Annotated in this window: 21 protein-coding genes; 13 read left to right on the forward strand and 8 right to left on the reverse strand. The window is 66.5% G+C overall.

The genetic code is table 11. The features are described 5' to 3' along the window. Positions 1-105 precede the first annotated feature (105 nt). A complete protein-coding gene (locus A9513_RS17040; RefSeq protein WP_065327662.1) occupies positions 106-660 on the forward strand; it encodes a DNA-3-methyladenine glycosylase I in 555 nt (184 codons plus the stop codon). Between the two features lie 336 nt (positions 661-996). On the opposite strand, the gene A9513_RS36115 is transcribed toward A9513_RS17040, so the two are convergent. Next, positions 997-1,158: a hypothetical protein gene (locus A9513_RS36115; protein ID WP_176707259.1), complete on the reverse strand. Its 162-nt coding sequence runs from the start codon at positions 1,156-1,158 to the stop codon at positions 997-999. A 159-nt stretch (positions 1,159-1,317) separates the two neighbouring features. On the opposite strand from A9513_RS36115, the gene A9513_RS17045 reads away from it, so the two are divergent. The 3 genes from A9513_RS17045 (at position 1,318) to A9513_RS17055 (ending at position 3,937) form a co-directional block, all read left to right on the forward strand. Then, positions 1,318-2,205, forward strand: coding sequence for a lysophospholipid acyltransferase (locus A9513_RS17045; protein WP_024765015.1), 888 nt, complete (start codon positions 1,318-1,320; stop codon positions 2,203-2,205). Positions 2,206-2,302: 97 nt separating this feature from the next. Next, a complete protein-coding gene (locus A9513_RS17050) occupies positions 2,303-3,613 on the forward strand; it encodes an Nramp family divalent metal transporter (protein ID WP_065327663.1) in 1,311 nt (436 codons plus the stop codon). 57 nt (positions 3,614-3,670) lie between these two features. Beyond that, complete coding sequence (locus tag A9513_RS17055) at positions 3,671-3,937, forward strand: PilZ domain-containing protein (RefSeq protein WP_024765017.1); 267 nt, start codon at positions 3,671-3,673, stop codon at positions 3,935-3,937. A 76-nt stretch (positions 3,938-4,013) separates the two neighbouring features. Here A9513_RS17055 and ehuA read toward each other — a convergent pair whose 3' ends face one another. From ehuA to ehuB, 4 genes are all read right to left on the reverse strand, one after another. After that, positions 4,014-4,838: an ectoine/hydroxyectoine ABC transporter ATP-binding protein EhuA gene (ehuA, locus tag A9513_RS17060; RefSeq protein WP_051445661.1), complete on the reverse strand. Its 825-nt coding sequence runs from the start codon at positions 4,836-4,838 to the stop codon at positions 4,014-4,016. A 56-nt stretch (positions 4,839-4,894) separates the two neighbouring features. Then, positions 4,895-5,551, reverse strand: coding sequence for an ectoine/hydroxyectoine ABC transporter permease subunit EhuD (ehuD, locus tag A9513_RS17065; RefSeq protein WP_024765019.1), 657 nt, complete (start codon positions 5,549-5,551; stop codon positions 4,895-4,897). Beyond that, complete coding sequence (ehuC, locus tag A9513_RS17070; RefSeq protein WP_024765020.1) at positions 5,551-6,207, reverse strand: ectoine/hydroxyectoine ABC transporter permease subunit EhuC; 657 nt, start codon at positions 6,205-6,207, stop codon at positions 5,551-5,553. The genes ehuD and ehuC overlap by 1 nt, the downstream gene beginning before the upstream one ends. 77 nt (positions 6,208-6,284) lie before the next feature. Further along, positions 6,285-7,139, reverse strand: a complete 855-nt coding sequence (gene ehuB / locus A9513_RS17075) for an ectoine/hydroxyectoine ABC transporter substrate-binding protein EhuB (protein WP_065327664.1) — start codon at positions 7,137-7,139, stop codon at positions 6,285-6,287. Positions 7,140-7,546: 407 nt separating this feature from the next. Here ehuB and A9513_RS17080 point away from each other — a divergent pair, with 407 nt between their 5' ends. The 9 genes from A9513_RS17080 to A9513_RS17120 all read left to right on the forward strand — a co-directional run bounded on the left by A9513_RS17080 (position 7,547) and on the right by A9513_RS17120 (position 17,921). Continuing rightward, entirely contained in the window at positions 7,547-8,941 is a 1,395-nt protein-coding gene (locus A9513_RS17080; RefSeq protein ID WP_065327665.1) for a PLP-dependent aminotransferase family protein, read from the forward strand. Positions 8,942-9,140: 199 nt separating this feature from the next. After that, entirely contained in the window at positions 9,141-10,115 is a 975-nt protein-coding gene (gene eutB, locus A9513_RS17085; protein WP_024765023.1) for a hydroxyectoine utilization dehydratase EutB, read from the forward strand. After that, positions 10,108-11,100: a cyclodeaminase gene (locus tag A9513_RS17090; RefSeq protein WP_065327666.1), complete on the forward strand. Its 993-nt coding sequence runs from the start codon at positions 10,108-10,110 to the stop codon at positions 11,098-11,100. The genes eutB and A9513_RS17090 overlap by 8 nt, the downstream gene beginning before the upstream one ends. A gap of 212 nt (positions 11,101-11,312) precedes the next feature. Further along, positions 11,313-12,503, forward strand: a complete 1,191-nt coding sequence (doeA, locus tag A9513_RS17095) for an ectoine hydrolase DoeA (RefSeq protein ID WP_065327667.1) — start codon at positions 11,313-11,315, stop codon at positions 12,501-12,503. 4 nt (positions 12,504-12,507) lie between these two features. After that, positions 12,508-13,524, forward strand: a complete 1,017-nt coding sequence (doeB, locus tag A9513_RS17100; RefSeq protein WP_065327668.1) for a N(2)-acetyl-L-2,4-diaminobutanoate deacetylase DoeB — start codon at positions 12,508-12,510, stop codon at positions 13,522-13,524. 13 nt (positions 13,525-13,537) lie between these two features. Continuing rightward, positions 13,538-14,026 (forward strand): Lrp/AsnC family transcriptional regulator, encoded by a 489-nt coding sequence (locus tag A9513_RS17105; RefSeq protein ID WP_054907569.1) that lies wholly within the window; start codon positions 13,538-13,540, stop codon positions 14,024-14,026. A gap of 259 nt (positions 14,027-14,285) precedes the next feature. Next, positions 14,286-14,933 carry a 7-cyano-7-deazaguanine/7-aminomethyl-7-deazaguanine transporter gene (locus A9513_RS17110; protein ID WP_054907568.1) on the forward strand — a complete coding sequence of 216 codons (648 nt, stop codon included), beginning with the start codon at positions 14,286-14,288 and terminating at the stop codon, positions 14,931-14,933. A gap of 134 nt (positions 14,934-15,067) precedes the next feature. Next, on the forward strand, positions 15,068-16,525 hold the full coding sequence (locus A9513_RS17115; protein ID WP_065327669.1) for an NAD-dependent succinate-semialdehyde dehydrogenase: 1,458 nt from the start codon (positions 15,068-15,070) through the stop codon (positions 16,523-16,525). 16 nt (positions 16,526-16,541) lie between these two features. Next, positions 16,542-17,921, forward strand: coding sequence for an aspartate aminotransferase family protein (locus A9513_RS17120; protein ID WP_065327670.1), 1,380 nt, complete (start codon positions 16,542-16,544; stop codon positions 17,919-17,921). Between the two features lie 162 nt (positions 17,922-18,083). Here A9513_RS17120 and A9513_RS17125 read toward each other — a convergent pair whose 3' ends face one another. The 3 genes from A9513_RS17125 to trkA all read right to left on the reverse strand — a co-directional run bounded on the left by A9513_RS17125 (position 18,084) and on the right by trkA (position 21,401). Next, the gene (locus A9513_RS17125) at positions 18,084-18,401 is read right to left on the reverse strand and encodes a tetratricopeptide repeat protein (RefSeq protein ID WP_065327671.1); all 318 of its coding nucleotides are present in this window, start codon (positions 18,399-18,401) and stop codon (positions 18,084-18,086) included. 47 nt (positions 18,402-18,448) lie between these two features. Then, complete coding sequence (locus A9513_RS17130) at positions 18,449-19,900, reverse strand: TrkH family potassium uptake protein (protein ID WP_037016202.1); 1,452 nt, start codon at positions 19,898-19,900, stop codon at positions 18,449-18,451. A gap of 127 nt (positions 19,901-20,027) precedes the next feature. Continuing rightward, the gene (trkA, locus tag A9513_RS17135; protein WP_024763653.1) at positions 20,028-21,401 is read right to left on the reverse strand and encodes a Trk system potassium transporter TrkA; all 1,374 of its coding nucleotides are present in this window, start codon (positions 21,399-21,401) and stop codon (positions 20,028-20,030) included. Between the last annotated feature and the right edge of the window lie 7 nt (positions 21,402-21,408).

A 21,408-nucleotide genomic window follows, 5' to 3' on the forward strand; every position in this document is an offset into this window, starting at 1 on the left:
GCCGCCCGGCGGAAGTTCACGAATCGACCGGAAAATTTGCCGGATGACTGTATTTTCATACAGTGAATTGTCTATAGTCGGGCTTTCCCTGTCAGGACGATCGCCATGCCCCGCTGCTTCTGGTGTAACGACGACCCGCTGTACATCGCCTACCACGATGCCGAATGGGGAGTGCCCCAGCACGATCCGCGGGCGTTGTTCGAGATGCTCATCCTCGAAGGCGCGCAGGCGGGGCTTTCGTGGATCACCGTGCTGAAGAAGCGCGAGCGCTACCGTGAGGTGCTGTTCGGCTTCGATCCCGAGCGCCTGGCGCGCATGAGCGACGAGGAGATCGAGGAGCGCATGCAGGACCCGGGCATCATCCGCAACTTCGCCAAGCTCAAGGCGGCGCGGCAGAACGCCCGGGCCTGGCTGGAGCTGGATGACCCGGTGACGTTCCTCTGGTCCTTCGTCGGCGGTAAGCCCAAGGTCAATCACTTCAGCGAACGCGGCCAGGTGCCGGCGGTGACGCCCGAGGCCGAGGCGATGAGCAAGGCGCTGCGCAAGGCCGGTTTCAATTTCGTTGGCCCGACCATCTGCTACGCCTTCATGCAGGCCACCGGCATGGTGATGGACCACACCACCGACTGCGACCGCTACAACCAGCTGACCCGCGCCTAAGGCAGCGTCCTGGATGTAGTCGCAGACCTGCAACGTCACGCCGTCGCGCGTGACGACGAAGCAGCGCTGCAAACCTTCTGCTCCCACGCGCTTGCGCAGTTGGATCTGCTCGATGCGGTAGCCGGTTGCGCGGAAGCAGTCTTCCGCCGGGTGCAGCTTGCGCGTCGGCCGCAGCCCACTGGGCCAGGCCGCCAGCGCGGCGAGCAGCAACCACCTCCAGCCGCACAGGCGGCGCGTCATGCCGCCCTCCTCCGCCACCACCACGCACTGAGCCCAGTGAGCCCCAGGCGCCGGGATCGGGTGTGCCCGGCACCGCGCTGCCGATGGCGCTGTTGTTCACGCCTTGGGGCAATGGCAGGGGTTGATCGACGGGCTGGCTCGCCTGCGGATCCTGGCCTTGTTTTCATTCGAGGAGCTGTCGTCGGCAGCCAGCGCCGTCAGGCTGGCGCCCATCGCCAGCAGGCAGCACAGCCGTGCAAGTAAGGTTCGGGGACGCATCGCGGACCTCCGGGCCTGTGGATCGGATGGTCGCAGGTTGCGCGCGCGGTGTGGGCGCCGCGTGTTCGCTCTGTGCTGATCGAGTGGAGGCGGCCGGCGATGCCCGAAATGCCGGCGCGAGCGGCTACAATGGCCGCCATCTGCTTGAAGGAGTTTTCCGTGGAGAAATTCAAGGGCGCACTGGTGGTGGGCTTCCTGCGGTTGTTCGCCATGCTGCCGTGGCGCGCGGTGGGCGCATTGGGCGCGGGTATTGGCTGGCTGATGTGGAAGCTGCCCAACCGCTCCCGCGAGATCGTTCGGATCAACCTGTCGCACTGCTTCCCCGAGCTGTCCGCAGCCGAGCTGGAAAAGCTCGTCGGCCGGAGCCTGATGGACATCGGCCGCACGCTCACCGAGAGCGCCTGCGCCTGGATGTGGTCGCCGCAGAAATCGCTGCAGTACATCCGCGAAGTGGAAGGCATGGAAGTGCTGGAAGAAGCGCTGGCCTCCGGTGACGGCCTGGTCGGCATCACCAGCCACCTGGGCAACTGGGAAGTGCTCAACCACTTCTACTGCTCCTACGCCAAGCCGATCATCTTCTACCGCCCGCCCAAGCTGAAGGCGGTGGACGACCTGCTGAAGAAGCAGCGCGTGCAGCTGGGCAACCGCGTAGCGCCGTCCACGCCCGAAGGCATCAAGAGCGTGATCAAGGAAGTGAAGAATGGCGGCTGCGTCGGCATTCCCTGTGACCCGGAACCGGACCTCGGCTCGGGCCTGTTCGTGCCCTACCTGGGTACCACCGCGCTGACCAGCAAGTTCGTGCCGTCGCTGCTCTCGCGCGGCAAGGCGCGCGGGGTGTTCTTCCACGCCGTGCGCCTGCCCGATGGCAGCGGCTACAAGGTGATCCTCGAAGCGGCGCCGGCGGACATGTACGACAAGGACATGGCAGTGTCGGTGGCAGCCCTCAGCCGTGAGCTGGCCAAGTACGTGCGCGCCTACCCGAGCCAGTACATGTGGACCATGAAGCGCTTCAAGAAGCGGCCCGAAGGCGAGGCGAAGTGGTACTGAGCGCGCGTCGCTCAATCGACCCGATAGGCACGGCGCCCCTGGATTATTGAAGCGTGGGGCGTCAGGCTGAACGTCCCACGCTCCAGGAACCCCCCCCATGCTCGGCCTGCCGACCACCGCCACCGCGCCGTTCTGTCCCTCGGAAGTCAAAGGCAGCATCCAGGTTGCGGCCAGCGCGCCATTGTGGAAGCGCATCCTGCAGTTCGCCGGCCCCGGCCTGCTGGTCTCCATCGGCTACATGGACCCGGGCAACTGGGCCACCGCCATCGAGGCCGGCTCCGGTTTCGGCTACCAGTTGCTGTTCGTGGTGCTGTTGTCGAGCCTCGCGGGGATGGTCCTGCAGTGCCTGGCCATGCGTCTGGGAATCGTCACTGGCCAGGACCTGGCGCAGCTGTCGCGCAGTCGCTACAGCCTGGGCGGCGCTCGCCTGCAATGGCTGCTGGCGGAACTGTCGATCGTCGCCACGGACCTTGCCGAAGTGCTCGGCTGCGCCCTCGCCTTCCACCTGTTGCTGGGTGTCGACCTGGTCACCGGCGTCATCCTCACCGCCTTCGACACGCTCATCGTGCTCGGCCTCAAGGGCCAGCGCTTCCGCCACCTGGAAGCGATCATGCTCGGCCTGATCATCACCATCAGCGGCTGCTACCTGGTCGAGCTGATTCTCATCAAGCCACACTGGCCGGACGTTGCCGTCGGCTTCCTGCCCAGCTGGGACGCCATCAGCCAACGCGAGCCGCTGTACCTGGCCATCGGTATCCTCGGCGCCACGGTGATGCCGCACAACCTCTACCTGCACTCTTCGATCGTGCAGACGCGCCAGGTCAGCGGCAGCAACGGCAAGGCTGCGGCGATCCGCCTGACGCGCATCGACACCGTGGTCTCGCTGAGCCTCGCGCTACTGATCAACGCCGCCATCCTGATCCTCGCCGCCGCGGCCTTCCACGAGACCGGCCACACCGGCGTCACCGAGATCCAGGACGCCTACCGCCTGCTTGAGCCGCTGGTAGGCACCGGCCTGGCGGCGATTCTCTTCGGCGTTGCGCTGCTCGCTTCGGGGCAGAGTTCCACCTTCACCGGCACCATCGCCGGGCAGGTGATCATGGAAGGCTTCCTGCAGATGAAGATTCCCTGCTGGCAGCGCCGCCTGATCACCCGCGCGCTGGCGCTGATCCCGGCGCTGATCGGCGTTCTGATGCTGGGCGACAAGGCGATCGGCAAGCTGCTGGTGCTCAGCCAGGTGGTGCTCAGCCTGCAACTGCCCTTCGCACTCTGGCCGCTGATCCGCTTCACCAGCGATCGCGCGCTGATGGGCGAGTTCGTCAACAGCCTGCTGACCCGCGTGCTGGCGTGGACCTTGTTCTGCGTCATCAGCGCCGCCAATCTCTGGCTGCTGCAACTGCTGGCTTGACCTGACCCATGGGTTTGAGGCCCATTAATGCGCTGACATTCAGGACGGATGCCATCCATGGCCAACCAAAGGCAGTACCCTCGGACCCCGATGAAGTGCCGGATCAAGATCAGCCACCCCGACTTCGGCGACGTGTTCGGCCACACCCGTGACTTGTCGGACGGCGGCGTCTACGTTCGCCATGAAGTACTCGCCGCACTGCCCGCGGGGACGCGCGTCACCGGCCAGGTGCAGGACATGCCCTTCGATGCACCGATTCTTGAGATGGAAGTGATGCGCACCGACGCCGAGGGCGCCGGCTTCCGCTTCGTCGCAGACGCCTGAAGGCAGCTTTTTGTAGGAACGAGCAAGGGCTAGGCGTCCCTTCGGTCCTACAGGTAAGGCAAAGCCTCCGAATCCATCAGTTCGCCTCGTTCACCGCACTCAGGAACGCCCGCGTCCGCTCGTGCTTCGGGTTGCCGAAGAACTGCTGCGGGCTGCCCTGCTCGAGGATGCTGCCCTGGTGGAAGAAGCACACGCGGTCGGCGAACTCGCGGGCGAAGCCCATCTGGTGGGTGACCATGAGCATCGTCAGGTTGTGCTCGGCGCCCAGCTTGCGCACCACGTTGAGCACTTCACCGCACAGCTCCGGGTCCAGCGCCGAGGTCACCTCGTCGAACAGCATCACCTTGGGCCGCATCGCCAGGGCACGGGCGATGGCCACGCGCTGCTGCTGGCCGCCGGAAAGCTGCGAAGGATAGTGCTCGAGCTTGTTGCCCAGGCCGACCATCTCCAGCAGCTCCATCGCCCGCTCGCGCGCTTCGTCGCGGCGCATGCCGAGCACCTGCACCGGCGCTTCCATCACATTGCGCAGCGCGCTCATGTGCGGGAACAGATTGAAGCTCTGGAACACCATGCCGATCTTGCTGCGCACCTTGCGCACGTGGCTTTCCGGCGCGCGCACCAGGGCGTCGTTGCGCTTGAGGTGGGTCAGCGGTTCGCCGTCCACCTCGATCACGCCGCTGTCGATGGTCTCCAGGGTCATCAGCGCGCGCAGCAGGGTCGACTTGCCCGAGCCGCTGGGGCCGATGATGGCGACCTTCTCATTGGCGCCCACTTCCAGGTTGAGGTCCTTGAGCACGCTGAAGCTGCCGTAGCTCTTGCACACGTTGCGGAAGCTGACCATGGGCTGGGCTGCCTCGGCGCGCGCGGTCGGCGAATCCTCGGTGGCGATGCGGGAGGACATGGCTCCGGCAGTTTGCAGGGAGTGAACAGTCATCGGTTTTCCTCCGGAAGAGTCAGTCATGGCAGCGCCGTGCGTTTTTCCACCTGGCGCACGACGCTGGCCAGGCTGATGGAGATGAGCAGGAAGAACACCCCGACCAGGGTGATCGGCTCCAGGTAGCGGAAGCTGTCGGAGCCTATGTTCTTCGCCTGCTGCATGATTTCCACCACCGTGATCGCGGAGAGCACCGGGGTGTCCTTGAACATGGCGATCAGGTAGTTGCCCAGCGCCGGCAATACCGGGCGGATGGCCTGGGGCAGGATCACTTCGCGGTAGGCCTTGAAGGGCGAGAAATTCAGCGCGGTAACCGCCTCCCATTGCCCGCGCGGCACCGCTTCCAGACCGGCGCGGTAGACCTCGGCGGTGTAGCAGGCGTAATGCAGGGCGATGCCCAGGGTGCCGGCCACCAGTGCGGTCATGCTCAGCCCGTAGAGCGGCAGCACGTAGAACAGGAAGTACACCTGGATCAGCAGCGGCGTGCTGCGGATGAATTCGATCAGCCAGGCCGCCGGCCACGACAGCCAGGCGTGGCGGCTGCGCCGGGCGATGGCGAAGAGCAGGCCGAACACCACCGCCAGGGCGAAGCCCACCAGGGTGATGGCGATGGTGCGCAGCGAGGCGTGCAGCAGTTGCGGCAGGATCTGCCAGGCGAAGTCCCAGTCGAAGAGTTTCATCACAGGCCTCCGTGGATGCGGCCGTGCCCCAGCCAGCGCTCCAGGCGCCGCATGAGGAAGACGATGAGCTGGGCCATGACGAAGTACAGCACCAGGGTGAGGGCGAAGATCTTCATGGTCTCGAAGGTCGCCTGGTCCAGCTGGCGCGCGCGGAAGGTCAGGTCCGAGAGGGTGATCAGCGACACCAGCGAGGTGTTCTTCAGCAGCTCGATCAGCAGGTTGGTGCCCGGCGGAATCGCGCAGAGCAGCGCCTGCGGCAGAATGATCCGACGAAAGCGCGTGAACGGTGTCATGTTCAGCGCCAGCGCCGCCTCGTACTGTCCCTTGGGTACCGAGCCGATGGCGCCGCGCATGACTTCCGCGCCGTAGGCGCCGATGTGCAGGCCCAGGCCGATGATCGCCACGCTGTAGGCGCTCATCTCCAGGTTGAACGGCGGCAGCGGCAGCACAAAGTACAGCCAGAACAGCTGCACCAGCAGCGATGTGCCGCGGAACAGCTCGATGTAGCCGATCGCCAGCCAGCGTACCGCCGGCCACGGTGCGAGCCGGCCGAGCGCGGCAAGAATGGCGGCGGCCACCGCCAGCAGGGAACCGAAGACAGTCACCTGGACGGTGACCCAGGCGCCCTGCAGCAGCAGAGGAAGTAATTCACCCATGATGCGCATCCTGTAACGACAGGTTCGACTCAATGGCCGGTCGGGCGCGTCCTATGGCAGGCGCGCGCCCGCGACGGTCACTGTTTGCAGAGCTCGGCAGCGGTCTTGTCGGTGACGTTGGACTTGTCGAAGCCGAACGGTTTCACCGTCGCCAGGTGCTCGGCGCCACCCAGCCAGCCCTTGAGTTGCTGGTTCACCGCGTCGCGCAGGTCCTTGTCCTCCGGGCGGAAGGCCAGGGCGCCGTAGCCGATGTGCGAAGGGTCGTCCTTGAAGTCGCTGATGGCTTCCACCGCGTCACCGCCCTTGGCTGCCAGGCCCTTCATGGTCAGCGCGGTGCCGACGCTGGCATCGGCGCGGCCGGCACGCACGGCCTGCAATTGTGCGGTGGTATCCGGCACCTGGACGATCTGCTCTTCCGCCACGCCTTCGGCGCGGGCGTAGCCCATCTCGGCGGTGCCGGACATGATCGCCAGCTTCACGTCCGGATTGTTCTTCACGTCGGTGTAGCTGTGCAGGTTCTTCGGGTTGCCTTTCTTCACCAGCACGGTGTCGGGAATCTGGTAGTGGGGATCGGTGAAGATCACCTGCTGGCAACGCGGCGGGGTGATGTACATGCCGGCGGCGATCACATCGAAGCGGCCGGCGCGCAGGCCGGGGATCAGCGCGCCCCATTCGGTGAGCACCGGTTCGATCTTCTTCACGCCCATCTTGGTGAAGATCTGCGTGGCGATTTCCGGGGATTCCCCGGTGACCTTGCCGGACGTCTCGGTGTAGGCGAAGGGCGCTTCGTTGGCGTAGCCGATGCGCACGGTGCCGGTGCTCTGGATGCGCTCCAGGGTGGTTTCGGCGTAGCTGCCGGCGCTGGCCAGGGCGCCGGCGGCGAGGGTACAGGCGAGGCTCAGGCGGCGCAGGAAAACAGGGGCGGTACTCATCTTCGGATCTCCTGGACTTCTCTTGCCGAACGCTCATGGCGCGCGGCGATGGATGGCAGGTAGCAATGTCGTACGACTGTTGTTCTTGTAGGTCGGGCCCCGGGTGGGGCCTTCCGAAGTTCTCTCGGCGCTGTCGCAGACGTTGCCGAGAAGCTCGACGCCAGACTAAGGCCGGGCGCCTTGCGGCTCTTCCCGATCGACAGCTGCGCGGCGGGAAAAAGCCACCGTCGCGACGAACGCATCCGAAGGTTTTTTCTGCGCGGGCCTGACAATGCGACCCGGTGTGCCATGCGGTGTCCTGCGCCCGAGCATACGCAAGCCACTTCTTTATCGACATTGCACTAGGACAATTGCCGCCGGTGTGCCGGTCGGTCACTCTGCACCCCTGACCAGACGGAGCGCTGAAGATGGAAGCCTGGCGTCGCGCCCTGGCCGACCTGCGGGTCGGCGAATCCAAGTACAAGACTTTGGTGCAGGCCATTGCCGGCGACATCGAGCAGGGCCGCCTGAGCGACGGCCAGCGCTTGCCGCCGCAGCGCCACGTCGCCGATGGCCTGGGGATCAGCGTGCAGACGGTGACCAATGCCTACAAGGAGCTGGAGCGCCAGGGTCTGGTGCGCTGCGAGGTGGGGCGTGGCAGCTTCGTCTCGCGGCGGATGACCGAGGGCATGGCCCATTACATGGTCGACCACCCCGAGCGCGCACTGGTGGATTTCTCCATCGCCAGCATCGTCCACACGCGCGAGCACGACCGCCTCTGGCAGGACACCTGCCGCGCGCTGGCGCAGGAAACCGACCAGCCCTGGATGCGCGCCTGCCGCCCGGTCGCCGGCTTCGATGCGCACCGCGATGCCGGTGTGCAATGGCTGGCGCAGCTGGGCCTGCAACGCGAGCGCGATGACGTGCTGATCACCAACGGCGCCGCCCACGGCATCTTCCTCGCGCTCGCCTCACTGGCCGGGCCGGATGACGTGGTGCTCTGCGAACAGCTCACCGACCACGGCGTGATCGGCAATTCCCAGGTACTGGGTTTTACCCTGAAGGGCGTGGAGATCGACAAGCAGGGCATCGACCCCGAGCACTTCGAAGACCTCTGCGCGAACGAGCGCATCACCGCACTGGTCTGCACGCCCAACCTGAACAACCCGACCTCCTGCCTGATGCCCGACGCGCGCCGCCGCGAGATCGCCGCCATCGCCCAGCGCTACGGCGTTCACGTGATCGAAGACGACGTCTACGGCCCGCTGCTTGGTGAGCGCCGCCCGCTGCCACTCAGCCACTACCTGCCGGACCTGTCGTTCTACTGCACCAGCTTCACCAAGAGCGTGCTGACCGGCCTGCGCATCGGTTACCTGGCCATGCCGCGGCGGCTGGCACTGCGCACCGAGAGCATCCTGCGGGTGAACAGCTGGATGGCCACGCCGTTGCTGGCGGAAGTCGCCTCGCGGTGGATTCGCAATGGCAACGCCCAGGCGCTGATCGGCCTGCAGCGCCAGGTGCTGGAGAAGCGCCAGGGCTTGGTGCGCGACCATCTTGGCGAGTATCTGCGCGGTTGCGATCCGCATTCCCTCAGCGCCTGGATCGGCATTCCCGAGCATTGGGAGCTGGACAGCCTGGTGCGCGAGCTGCGCCATCGGCACATCGCCGTCACGCCACCCGATCCCTTCATGGTGCGCGGCACGCCCAGGCCTCGCGCGGTGCGTTTGTGCATGGGGGCGGAGTGCAGCGACGAGCGCATGGTGTCCGCGCTGGAGGACATGCGCGAGCTGTTCGGGCAGTACCCGAAGATTCACGATTTCTGACGTGGCTGTTTTGTAGAGGCGAGCTTGCTCGCGAACCCGCCCAGCGCCAGAGCCGCCGGGGAGCCCGGTTCGCGAGCAAGGGCTAGGCGCCCCCCTCGCTCTTACGAAAATCCCTCTGCGAGCGACATCGTCCTAGTACATTCATCGCGACAATTTCCCGCCCCTACACTCGACCCCACTGCATTCCCCGGAGGTCGAGATGGAGCCGATTCCCCTCGTCGAGCTGTACCGAGCACGCCAGCGCATCCAGGGCCTGGTGCGGCAGACGCCGCTGGAGCATTCGCCCAGCCTGTCGCGTCTGCTCGGGGCGCCGGTGTACCTCAAGCTCGAATCCCAGCAGATCACCGGCAGCTTCAAGCTGCGCGGCGCCAGCAACGCGATCGCTCAGCTTCGCGATGAGCAGAAGGCCAAGGGCGTGGTCGCGGCCTCCACCGGCAACCACGGCCGGGCGCTGGCCCACGCCGCGCGCGTGCTCGGCGTGCACGCCAGCATCTGCCTGTCGCAGTTGGTGCCGGCGAACAAGGTGCAGGCCATCCGCGAACTGGGCGCTGAAGTCTGCATTATCGGCAACAGCCAGGACGACGCCCAGGCCGAAGCCGAACGCATTGCCCGTGAGCAGGGCGCGGCGCTGCTGCCGCCCTTCGATCACCCACAGATCATCGCCGGCCAGGGCACCCTGGGCCTGGAAATCCTCGAACAACTGCCGGACGTGCGCCAGGTGCTGGTACCGCTCTCCGGCGGCGGCCTGTTCGGTGGCGTGGCGCTGGCGCTCAAGCAGGCGGACCCGAGCATCCGCGTGCACGGCATCAGCATGCGCCGAGGCGCCGCCATGGCCGCCAGCCTTGCCGCCGGTCACCCGGTGGACGTGGAAGAGTTGCCGACCCTGGCCGACTCCCTCGGCGGCGGTATCGGCCTGGACAACCGCTACACCTTCGCACTCGCCCGCGACTACTGCGACCAGTTGCACCTGCTCGACGAGCCCTCCATTGCCGCCGGTATCCGTCACGCCTACCGCGAGGAGCGGCAGGTGGTCGAAGGCGCCGCCGCCGTCGGCATCGCCGCGCTGCTGGACGGCCTGATCGCGCCGGTCGGCCCGGTGGTGGTGGTGGTCAGCGGCCGCAACATCGCCATCGAACAACACCAACAGATCCTCGAGGAAACTGCCCATGGCTGACGTCACCCTGCTCAGCGAAGCCGACCTGCGCGCCTGCGTGGCGATAGACCGGGAGAGCCTCGACGCCGTCGAACAGGCCTTCCGCCTGCTGGCCACGGCACCGGTGGCGATGCCGCCGATCCTTCGCCTGGACGTGCCCGAGCACAACGGCGAAGTCGACGTGAAGACTGCCTACCTGCCGGGCCTGCCGCGCTTCGCCATCAAGGTCAGCCCCGGCTTCTTCGACAATCCCAAGCTGGGCCTGCCCAGCCTCAACGGCATGATGATGCTGCTGTCCTCGAAAACCGGCCTGCTCGACGCGCTGCTGCTGGATAACGGCTACCTCACCGCCGTGCGTACCGCCTGCGCCGGCGCAGTGGCGGCCAAATGGCTGGCCCGCGAGGATTCGCGCCAGGTCGCGCTGATCGGCGCCGGGGAACAGGCGCGGCTGCAGCTCAAGGCGCTGTGCCTGGTGCGGCCCATCGAAGGCGCCAGCGTCTGGGCGCGGGACATCGCCAAGGCGCGGCAATGTGCGGAAGAGCTGAGCGGCAGCCTGGGCATTGCGGTCACGCCTTGCGCCAGCGTCGACGAAGCGCTGGAAGGCGCCGACATCGCCATCACCACCACGCCCAGCCGCGAACCGCTGATCCAGAAAAAACACTTGCGCCCCGGCCTGCACATCACCGCCATGGGTTCCGACGCCGAGCACAAGAACGAGATCGCCGCCCAAGCGCTGGCCGCCGTCGACCACTACGTCGCCGACCGCCTCAGCCAGACCCTCGTGCTGGGCGAGATGCACCACGCGGTAGCGGCCGGCGAGGTCAGCCTCGACGCCGATTTCGCCGAGCTCGGCCAGGTGATCGCCGGGCTGCGCCAGGGCCGTGAGCGCGCCGAGGACATCACCCTCTGCGACCTCACCGGCACCGGCGCCCAGGACACGGCCATCGCCGGCCTTGCCTTCCAGCGGGCACAGCGGATGGGCAAGGGATTCCGTTTCAGCAGCTGAGAATTTTTCGTCCCGCTTCGCGGGAAGAGCGCCCTCGCCCTAACCCTCTCCCGCAAGCCGGAGAGGGGACCGTCAGGTGCAGGATGAAGCCGCGGCGTCAGCCGGCTCGGACTGCCCCCTCTCCCTCTGGGAGAGGGTTGGGGTGAGGGGAACCAAAAGTCTCGGGCTATCCCGACGAAGCCCGACAACGATTCCCCCAAGAGGATTTCCGCATGTCCGAAATCGTCGTCAACCTCCCCTTCAGCCGGGAGGAGTATGCCCAGCGGATCGCCAAGGTCCGCGCCAGCATGCAACAGCGCGGCATTGAACTGCTGCTGGTTACCGATCCATCGAACATGGCCTGGCTGACCGGCTACGACGGCTGGTCCTTCTACGTGCACCAGTGCGTGCTGCTGGCGCTGGACGGCGAGCCGGTCTGGTTCGGCCGCGGCCAGGACGCCAACGGCGCGCGGCGCACCGTGTTCATGCAGGCGGACAACATCGTCGGCTACCCCGACCACTACGTGCAGTCCACCGAACGCCATCCGATGGATTACCTGTCCCGTGAGGTCATCGCGGCGCGCGGCTGGGCGAACAAGACCATCGGCGTGGAGATGGACAATTACTACTTCAGCGCTGCCGCCTTCCGCTCGCTGCAGGCGAACCTGCCGAACGCCAGGTTCGTCGACGCCACGGCCCTGGTGAACTGGCAGCGCGCGGTGAAGTCGCCGCGCGAGATCGAGTACATGCGCGTCGCCGCGCGCATCGTCGAGAAGATGCATGCGCACATCGTCGAGCGCATCGAGCCGGGTATGCGCAAGAACGAGCTGGTCGCCGAGATCTACAGCACCGGCATCCTCGGCGCCGACGGCCACGGCGGCGACTACCCCGCTATCGTCCCGCTGCTGCCCACCGGTGCCGACGCCAGCGCGCCGCACCTGACCTGGGACGACACGCCCTTCGAGCGCGGCGCCGGCACCTTCTTCGAGATCGCCGGCTGCTACAAGCGCTACCACTGCCCGCTGTCGCGCACGGTGTTCCTCGGCAAGCCGCCGCAGCATTTCCTCGATGCGGAAAAAGCCGTGGTCGAAGGCATCGCCGCGGGCCTCGACGCAGCGAAGCCGGGCAACACCACCGGCGACATCGCCCGCGCCTTCTTCGGCGTGCTGGAGAAGTTCGGCATCCACAAGGACAGCCGCTGCGGCTATCCCATCGGCATCAGCTATCCGCCGGACTGGGGCGAACGCACCATGAGCCTGCGCCCGAGCGACAACAGCGTGCTGGAACCGGGCATGACCTTCCACTTCATGCCGGGCCTGTGGATGGATGATTGGGGTCTGGAGATCACCGAGAGCATCCTCATCACCGAGCGCGGCGTGGAGACCTTCTGCGACTACCCGCGCCAGCTGTTCGTGAAGGAGTGAGGCGATGACACAGTCCCTCGATAAAGCGCTGCGCGAAAACCCCATCGCCGCCAGCGTCGATTTCCAGCGCGACGGCGTGCAGCACGGCCACCTCAAGCTGCCCTACTCGCGGGACGATTCGGCCTGGGGCGCAGTGATGATCCCGGTCTGCGTGGTGAAGAACGGCGACGGCCCCACCGCGCTGCTCACCGGCGGCAACCACGGCGACGAATACGAAGGCCCGGTGGCGCTCAGCCGCCTGGCCCAGGAGCTGCGTGCCGAGGACGTGCGCGGCCGGGTGATCATCGTGCCGTTCATGAACACCCCGGCGTTCCACGCCGGCAAGCGCACCTCGCCCATCGATGCCGGCAATCTCAACCGCAGCTTTCCCGGCCGCCCGGACGGCACGGTGACGCAGAAGATCGCCGACTACTTCCAGCGCACCCTGTTGCCGCTGGCGGACGTGGTGCTGGACATCCACTCCGGCGGCCGGACCCTGGATTTCCTGCCCTTCGCCGCCTGCCACGTGCTGCCGGACAAGGCCCAGCAGGAAGCCAGCGAGGCGCTGATGCGCGCCTTCGCCGCGCCCTACGCCATGCGCATGCTGGAGCTGGATGCGGTGGGCATGTACGACAGCGCCGCCGAGGAACAGGGCAAGCTGTTCGTCACCACCGAACTGGGTGGCGGTGGCACCAGCAGCGCGCGCACTGTGGCCATCGCCCGGCGGGGTGTGCGCAACCTGCTGGTTGAGGCTGGCATTTTGCGCGGCGAGATCGAGCCGGCGAATTCGGCGATGCTCGACATGCCCGACGGTGACTGTTTCGTCGCCAGCGAGCACGGCGGCCTGCTGGAGATGTGCCGCGACCTGGGCGAGCATGTCGAGCGTGGCGAAGTGCTGGCGCGGGTGCACGACGTGCTGCGCACCGGCGCCGCGCCGGTGGAGTACCGCGCCAAGCGCAGCGGCATCCTCGCCGCGCGGCATTTCCCCGGCCTGGTGCAGAGTGGCGACACCCTGGCGGTGGTCGCCGAGGTACTGGACTGAACGGGAGCCCGTCATGATCAAGCTCGACCGCTACGACCTGAAGATCCTGCGCATCCTCGCTGGCGACGGGCGCATCACCAAGTCGAGCCTGGCCGAGGCGATCAACCTCTCGGTCAGCCCCGCTTGGGAGCGCGTGCGCAAGCTGGAGGAAGCCGGGTTGATCAAGGGCTACCGCGCGCAGATCGACTGGCCGGCGCTGTTCAAGCAGCAGCAGGTGCTGGTGGAGATCACCCTGGCGCGGCATACCGCGCAGGACATGAGGCGTTTCGAGCAGCGCCTGCAGCAGTCGCCGGAGGTCGGCTTCTGCTACGCCACCGGTGGCGGGGTGGATTACATCGCGATGATCCAGGCGCGCGACATCGACCACTACCAGCGCTTCATCGACCAGCTGTTGCTGGAGGACGTGGGGATCGAGCGCTACTTCACCTATATCGTCACCAAGGTGATCAAGACCCAGGAGGCGGCGATTCCCGCCGAGGCGCTAGAGGCAGGTTCCCTGTAGGAGCGAGCTTGCTCGCGAACCCGCCCAGCTCCAGCGCGGCCGGTGAATCCGTTCGCGAGCAAGCTCGCTCCTACAAAACCAAAGACCGCTGACCCGCGGGAGAGGGCTGGGGCGAAGAAGGCCCCGTGCACCTAAATTCAGCTGAACAAAAATTGCACAACAAAACCTGACTTTGAGGTCCGGATCGTATACAATGCGCGCCGCTCGGCATGGTGCCGGGCATGGGTTCCCTCACCCCATCGACGAAAAAGGCCCAAGCATGTCGGCATCCCTTCCGGCGGCACGGCGCGGCGCACTCGCCGGCCTGGTCGCGTTCCACATCCTGATCATCATCGCCAGCAACTACCTGGTGCAGCTGCCAATGACCCTCTTTGGCTGGCACACCACCTGGGGCGCGTTCAGCTTCCCGTTCATCTTCCTGGCCACCGACCTCACCGTCCGCCTGCTCGGCAAGCGCCCGGCACGGCTGGTCATCGCGCGGGTGATGATCCCGGCGCTGCTGGCTTCCTACGTCATTTCGGTGATCTTTCAGGAAGGCGCCTTCAGAGGCTTCGCCTCGCTGGGCGAATTCAACACCTTCGTGGCGCGGATTTCCCTGGCCAGCTTCCTGGCCTACGTGTTCGGGCAGATCCTCGACATCCAGGTATTCGATCGCCTGCGCCGCATGCGCCAGTGGTGGATCGCCCCGGTGGTCTCGACGCTGTTCGGCAACCTGCTGGACACCTTCACCTTCTTCTCCATCGCCTTCTGGCACAGCGACAACGCCTTCATGGCCGAGCACTGGGTGGAGATCGCCTGGGTCGACTACGGTGTGAAGCTCGCGGTCATGCTGATGCTCTTCGTACCGCTCTACGGCATGCTGCTCAGCGCCATCACCCGCAACCTGCGTCGCGCCGCAACGGCCTGACGCCACCCGAAAAAGCCCAACAGCGGCGGCAGAACTGCAAAAAGATTTGCCGCCGCCGTCCCCCGCTTAGGAAAAAACCGCGCGCCCGCGGCCCCTAGGATGGTTCCCATGCCATCCGCCAAGGAGCCGCCGCCATGTCCTACGCCCATCCCCTGCTGTTCAAGTCGCTCTGCTACGTGAACGGCCATTGGCTGCACAGCGCCAGCGGCGCCAGCATCGCCGTCGACAACCCCGCAACCCGCGAAGCCATCGGCCACGTGCCGCTGCTCGACCGCGAACAGATCGTCGGTGCCATTGACGCCGCCGCCGCGGCCTTCCCGGCCTGGCGAGCGCGCAGCCTGGATGAGCGTGGCGCCCTGCTGCGCCGCTGGGCCGAACTGATCCTCCTGCACCGCGACGACCTTGCGCAGATCCTCAGCCTGGAACAGGGCAAGCCGCTGGCCGAGGCCCTTGGCGAGATCGACTACGCCGCCAGCTTCATCCCCTGGTTCGCCGAAGAGGCTCGCCGGCTGAACGGCCGCAACATCCCCAGCCACATCCCCAATGCGCACCTGGGCACGGTGGTCGAGCCGGTGGGCGTCGCCGCGTTGCTGACGCCGTGGAACTTCCCCTCGGCGATGATCACCCGCAAGGCCGCCGCCGCCCTCGCCGCCGGTTGCAGCGTGGTGGTCAAACCGGCACACGAAACGCCTTATTCCGCGTTCGCCCTGGCTCAGCTGGCCGAAGAAGCCGGCTTCCCCGCCGGCGTGTTCAACGTGGTGCTGGGTGAGCCGCAGATGGCCATGGAAACCCTGGTCGGCGACAGCCGCGTGCGCGCCGTGAGCTTCACCGGCTCGACCCGCGTGGGGAAGCTGGTGCTGCAAGCCGCCGCCCGCGACGTGAAGAAAGTCGCCCTGGAGCTGGGCGGCAACGCGCCCTTCATCGTCCTGCCGGACGCCGATCTGGAGCAGGCGGTGAAGTTCGCCATCGACGCCAAATTCCAGACCTCCGGGCAGGACTGCTGCGCGGCCAACCGCATCCTGGTTGCTCGCGAACTCTATGAGCCCTTCCTGCAGCGTTTCGCCCGCGCCGTGCGTGAGCTGCGCGTCGGCCCGGCCAGCGATGCGCGCAGCCAGATCGGCCCGCTGATGCACCAGGGCGCCTTCGACGTGACCTGCGAGCGCGTGCGGGACGCCATCGACCAGGGCGCACGCCTGCTCGCCGGCGGCGAACCCCATGCACTCGGCGGCTGGTTCCACCAGCCAACCGTGCTGGCCGACGTCACCCCGCAGATGCGTATCTGGCGTGAGGAAAACTTCGCGCCGATTGCCGGTGTGAGCGCTTACGACGACCTGGACGAAGCCGTCCGGCAGGCCAACGACACCGAGTACGGCCTGGCTGCCTACCTTTGTGGACAACGTCTGGATCACATCTGGCCGCTGATGCGGCGCCTGGAGTTCGCCATGGTGGCGGTCAACGGCGCCAAGTTCACCGGCCACCCCATTCCCTTCGGCGGCATGAAGGCCTCTGGCCTGGGCCGCGAAGGCGGCAGCGAGGGCTTCGAGCCCTTCGTCGAAACCAAGTACTTCGCCTTGCACCACGGCGCCATCTGACCGGGAGAACACCGCCATGACCGACTACGCCAAGCTGTTCATCGAGGACCGCGCGCACTTCATGCACCCCTCGACCCACGCCCACGATCACGCCAGCGGCTCGCTGCCGGGGCGGATCATCACCGGTGCCTCCGGCGTGCGCATCCGCGACCACCAGGGTCGCGAGCTGCTCGATGCCTTTGCCGGCCTGTACTGCGTGAACATTGGCTACGGCCGCACCGAAGTCGCCGACGCCATCCATGCACAGGCCACGCAGCTGGCCTACTACCACACCTACGTGGGGCATTCTTCAGAGGCGATCATCGAGCTGTCCGCGCGGATCATCCGCGACTGGGCGCCGTCCGGCATGAAGAAGGTCTACTACGGCCTCTCCGGCTCCGACGCCAACGAAACCCAGGTCAAGCTGGTGCGCTACTACAACAACGTGCTGGGCCGGCCGCAGAAGAAAAAGATCATCTCGCGCCAGCGCGGCTACCACGGCTCGGGCATCGTCACCGGCAGCCTGACGGGGCTGCCGAGCTTCCACCAGCACTTCGACCTGCCGGTGGAAGGTGTGAAGCACACTCTCTGCCCGCACTTCTACAAGGCGCCGGCGGGCATGGACGAGGTGAGCTTTGTCCGCCACTGCGCCCAGGAGTTGGAAAACCTGATCCTCGCCGAAGGCCCGGATACGGTGGCCGCCTTCATCGGCGAGCCGGTGATGGGCACCGGCGGCATCATCGTCCCGCCCAAGGGCTACTGGGAGGCGATCCAGGCGGTGCTGGCGAAGTACGACGTGCTGCTGATCGCCGACGAGGTGGTCTGCGCCTTCGGTCGCGTCGGCGACAAGATGGGCAGCCAGCGCTACGGCATGCGCCCGGACCTGATCACCACGGCCAAGGGCCTGACCAGCGCCTATGCGCCACTGTCGGCGGTGATCGTCGGCGAGAAGGTCTGGGACGTGATCGATAGCGCGTCCAGCCGCGAAGGCGCCATGGGCCACGGCTGGACCTACTCCGGCCACCCGATCTGCGCCGCGGCGGCGCTGGCCAACCTGAACATCCTCGAGCGGGAGAACATCACCGCCAACGCCGCGGAGATCGGCGGCTACCTGAACCAGCAACTGCGCCAGACTTTCGAGGGCCACCCGCTGGTGGGTGAAGTGCGCGGCGACGGCATGCTGGCCGCGCTGGAGTTCATGGCCGACCGCGAGGCGCGCACGCCCTTCGACCCGGCGCTGAAGGTCGGCCCGAAGGTGTCCGCCGCGTGCCTGGAACGCGGCATGATCGCCCGCGCCATGCCCCATGGCGACATCCTCGGCTTCGCTCCGCCGCTGGTGCTCACTCGCGCCGAGGCGGACGAGATTGTCGGCATCGCCAGGTCGGCAGTGGATGCGGTGGCTGCCGAGGTGCTGTAGAGACTTTGCGTAGGAGCATTGCTCTTTGTAGCAGCGAGCTTGCTCGCGAACGGGCTTGGCACCCTAGCCGCCGAGAGGTCCGTTCGCGAGCAGGGGCTAGGCGCTCCCCTCGGTCCTGCAGGTATCCCGCACCAGATTGCGTGGCGGCACCGAACAGGGCGCTTAGGCGCCCTTTGCCTTTTCCAGCTTGCGCAGGAACACCGTCATTTCCTTCTCTGCCTGCTTATCGCCATGGGCCTGGGCGGCAGCCAGCCCGTCGGTCCAGGCGGTGCGGGCGCCGTCCAGGTCTCCCTCGGCCTGCAGCGCCTTGCCCAGCAGCTTCCAGGCGGCGGAGTACTTCGGGTCCTGCTCCACGCAGCGGCGCAGGTGCTCGGCGGCCTTCGCCGCGTCGCCGGCATCCAGGTAGCCCTTGCCCAGGCCGAAGCGCAGCAGCGAGTTGTCCACGCCCTTGGCGAGCATCTTTTCCAGTGAATCGATCATGGCGGGCCTCCGTCAGCAGGTCGCCATTCTGCCCCAAGATCAGTGCCTCATGTGCGCCAGAAGGCGGGCGTCAGCAGGATCAGCAGCGAGAATACCTCCAGCCGCCCCAGTACCATCGCCAGGCTCAGCACCAGCTTGGCGCTGCCCGGCAGATGGCCGTAATGCACGGCCGCTTCGCCCAGCGCCGGGCCCAGGTTGTTCAGGCAGGAGGCGAGCGTGGAGAACGCCGTGAGCTGGTCCACGCCCAGGGCCAGCAGCACCAGCATCAGGGTCACGAAGGTCAGCAGGTAGATGGAGAAGAACGCCCACACCGACTCCACCACCCGGTCGGACACCGTGCGCCGCCCCAGCTTGACCAGGAATACCCCGTTGGGATGCAGCAGGCGCAGGAATTCGCGCATACCCTGGCGGTACACCAGCAGCATGCGCATCACTTTCATGCCGCCGCCGGTGGAGCCGGCGCAGGCGCCGATGAAGGTGCTGTAGAGCAGCAGATACGGCAGCAGGGTCGGCCAGGTGCTGAAGTCGGCGAGACCGAAGCCGGTGGTGGTCGCCACCGAAATCACCATGAACGCCGCGTAGCGGATCGCCTGTAAGGGCGAGTCGTAGTGGTGTTTGAGGATCAGCGTTGCCGCGGTGATCAGGAACAGCACCAGCAGGATGCCCAGGTAGGCCCGGCATTCCGGGTCCTTCAGGTAGTGGCTGACCTTGCGCTGGCGCCAGGCGAGGAAGTGCAGGCTGAAGTTGATCCCGGAAACCACCAGGAAGGTCATGCAGATCAGCTCGATCAGCGGACTGTCGAAGTAGCCGATGCTCGCATCGTGGGTGGAGAAGCCACCGATGGCGATGGTGGAGAAGCTGTGGCCGACGGCGTCGAACAGGTTCATTCCCGCAGCCCAGTAGGCCAGAGCGCAGGCGAGGGTCAGGCCGCAGTAGATCAGCCAGAGGGTCTTGGCGGTATCGGCGATACGCGGCGAGAGCTTGTGGTCCTTGAGCGGCCCGGGCATCTCCGCGCGGTACAACTGCATGCCGCCGATGCCGAGCATCGGCATCACCGCCACCGCCAGCACCACGATGCCCATGCCGCCCAGCCACTGCAGCTGCTGACGGTAGTAGAGGATGGCATGGGGCAATGCATCGAGGCCGGTGAGCACGGTTGCACCGGTGGTGGAGAGGCCCGAGAAGGACTCGAACAGCGAGTCGACCAGGCCCATGTGCGGTGCGTCGGACAACGCGAAGGGCAAGGCGCCGAACGACCCCAGGACGATCCAGAACAGCGCCGTAACCAGGTAGCCATCGCGAATGCGCAGGTCCTGCTTGTGCTGGCGGCATGGCCACCAGAGGGTGAAGCCGGTCAGCAGGGTGACCAGGAACGACAGCGCGAAGGGCTGCCAGGAGCGCTCGGCGTAGTGCAGGTCCACGAGCAGTGGCGGCAGGTGCGTAACGCTGAACAGCATCAGCAGTACGCCGAGGATTCGACCGATGGAGGAGTAGCGCATGACCCGAGGCAGACAAGCAGGAACAGGCCGCGCAGGGTGACAAGGGAGGCTGGCTGGCGCAGTAGGACCTGTCTGAAAGAGCCTCGGAATTAGCTGGCAGGGCCGCCTTGTGGCGGCCCCGGGTCGATCAGAAGAAGGTCAGGCCGGCCTGGAACAGCCGCTCGACGTCGCGGATGCGCTTCTTGTCCACCACGAAGAGGATCACGTGGTCGCCGGACTCGATCTTCGTCTCGCCGTGGGCGATCAGCACGTCGTCGTCGCGAATCACCGCGCCGATGGTGGTGCCCGGCGGCAGCTGCACTTCGTTGATCCTGCGGCCGATCACCTTGCTCGACTTGGCGTCGCCATGGGCGACCACCTCGATGGCCTCGGCGGCGCCACGGCGCAGGGAGTGCACGCTCTCGATGTCGCCGCGGCGCACGTGGGTCAGCAGGGTGCCGATGGTGGCCAGTTGCGGGCTGATGGCGATGTCGATCTCGCCGCCCTGCACCAGGTCCACGTAGGCGGGGTTGTTGATCAGCGTCATCACCTTGCGCGCGCCCAGGCGCTTGGCCAGCAGCGAGGACATGATGTTGGCCTCGTCGTCGTTGGTCAGGGCGAGGAACAGGTCGGTATCGCCGATGTTCTCTTCCAGCAGCAGGTCGCGGTCGGAGGCGCTGCCCTGGAGCACGATGGCGCTGTCGAGGTTGTCCGAGAGGTGTCGGCAGCGTGCCGGGTTCATCTCGATGATCTTCACCTGGTAACGGCTCTCGATGGCCTCGGCCAGGCGCTCGCCGATGTTGCCGCCACCGGCGATGATGATCCGCTTGTAGCTGTCCTCCAGGCGGCGCATCTCGCCCATCACCGCGCGGATATGGGCTTTGGCGGCGATGAAGAACACCTCGTCGTCGGCCTCGATCACGGTGTCGCCCTGGGGGATGATCGGCCGGTTGCGCCGGTATATCGCTGCCACGCGGGTATCGGCATTGGGCATGTGCTCGCGCAGCTGGCGCAGCTCCTGGCCCACCAGCGGGCCGCCGTAATAGGCACGGATACCCACCAGCTGTGCCTTGCCCTCGGCGAAGTCGATCACCTGCAGGGCGCCGGGGTATTCCACCAGGCGCTTGATGTAGTTGGTCACCACCTGTTCGGGGCTGATCAGCACATCGACCGGGATCGCTTCGTTGTCGAACAGCCCCGCGCGGGTCAGGTAGGCCGCCTCGCGCACGCGGGCAATCCGCGTCGGGGTGTTGAACAGGGTGTAGGCGACCTGGCAGGCGACCATGTTCACCTCGTCGCTGTTGGTCACCGCCACCAGCATGTCGGCGTCGTCGGCGCCGGCCTGGCGCAGCACGGTGGGGAACGAGGCCTTGCCCTGGACGGTGCGGATGTCCAGGCGATCGTTGAGGTCACGCAGGCGTTCGCCGTCGGTGTCGACCACGGTGATGTCGTTGGCTTCGCTGGCCAGATGCTCGGCCAGAGTGCCGCCGACCTGGCCGGCACCGAGGATGATGATCTTCATGGAGCGG

It is taken from the genome of Pseudomonas sp. AU12215, assembly GCF_001675465.2.
GTDB lineage: Bacteria > Pseudomonadota > Gammaproteobacteria > Pseudomonadales > Pseudomonadaceae > Pseudomonas > Pseudomonas nitroreducens.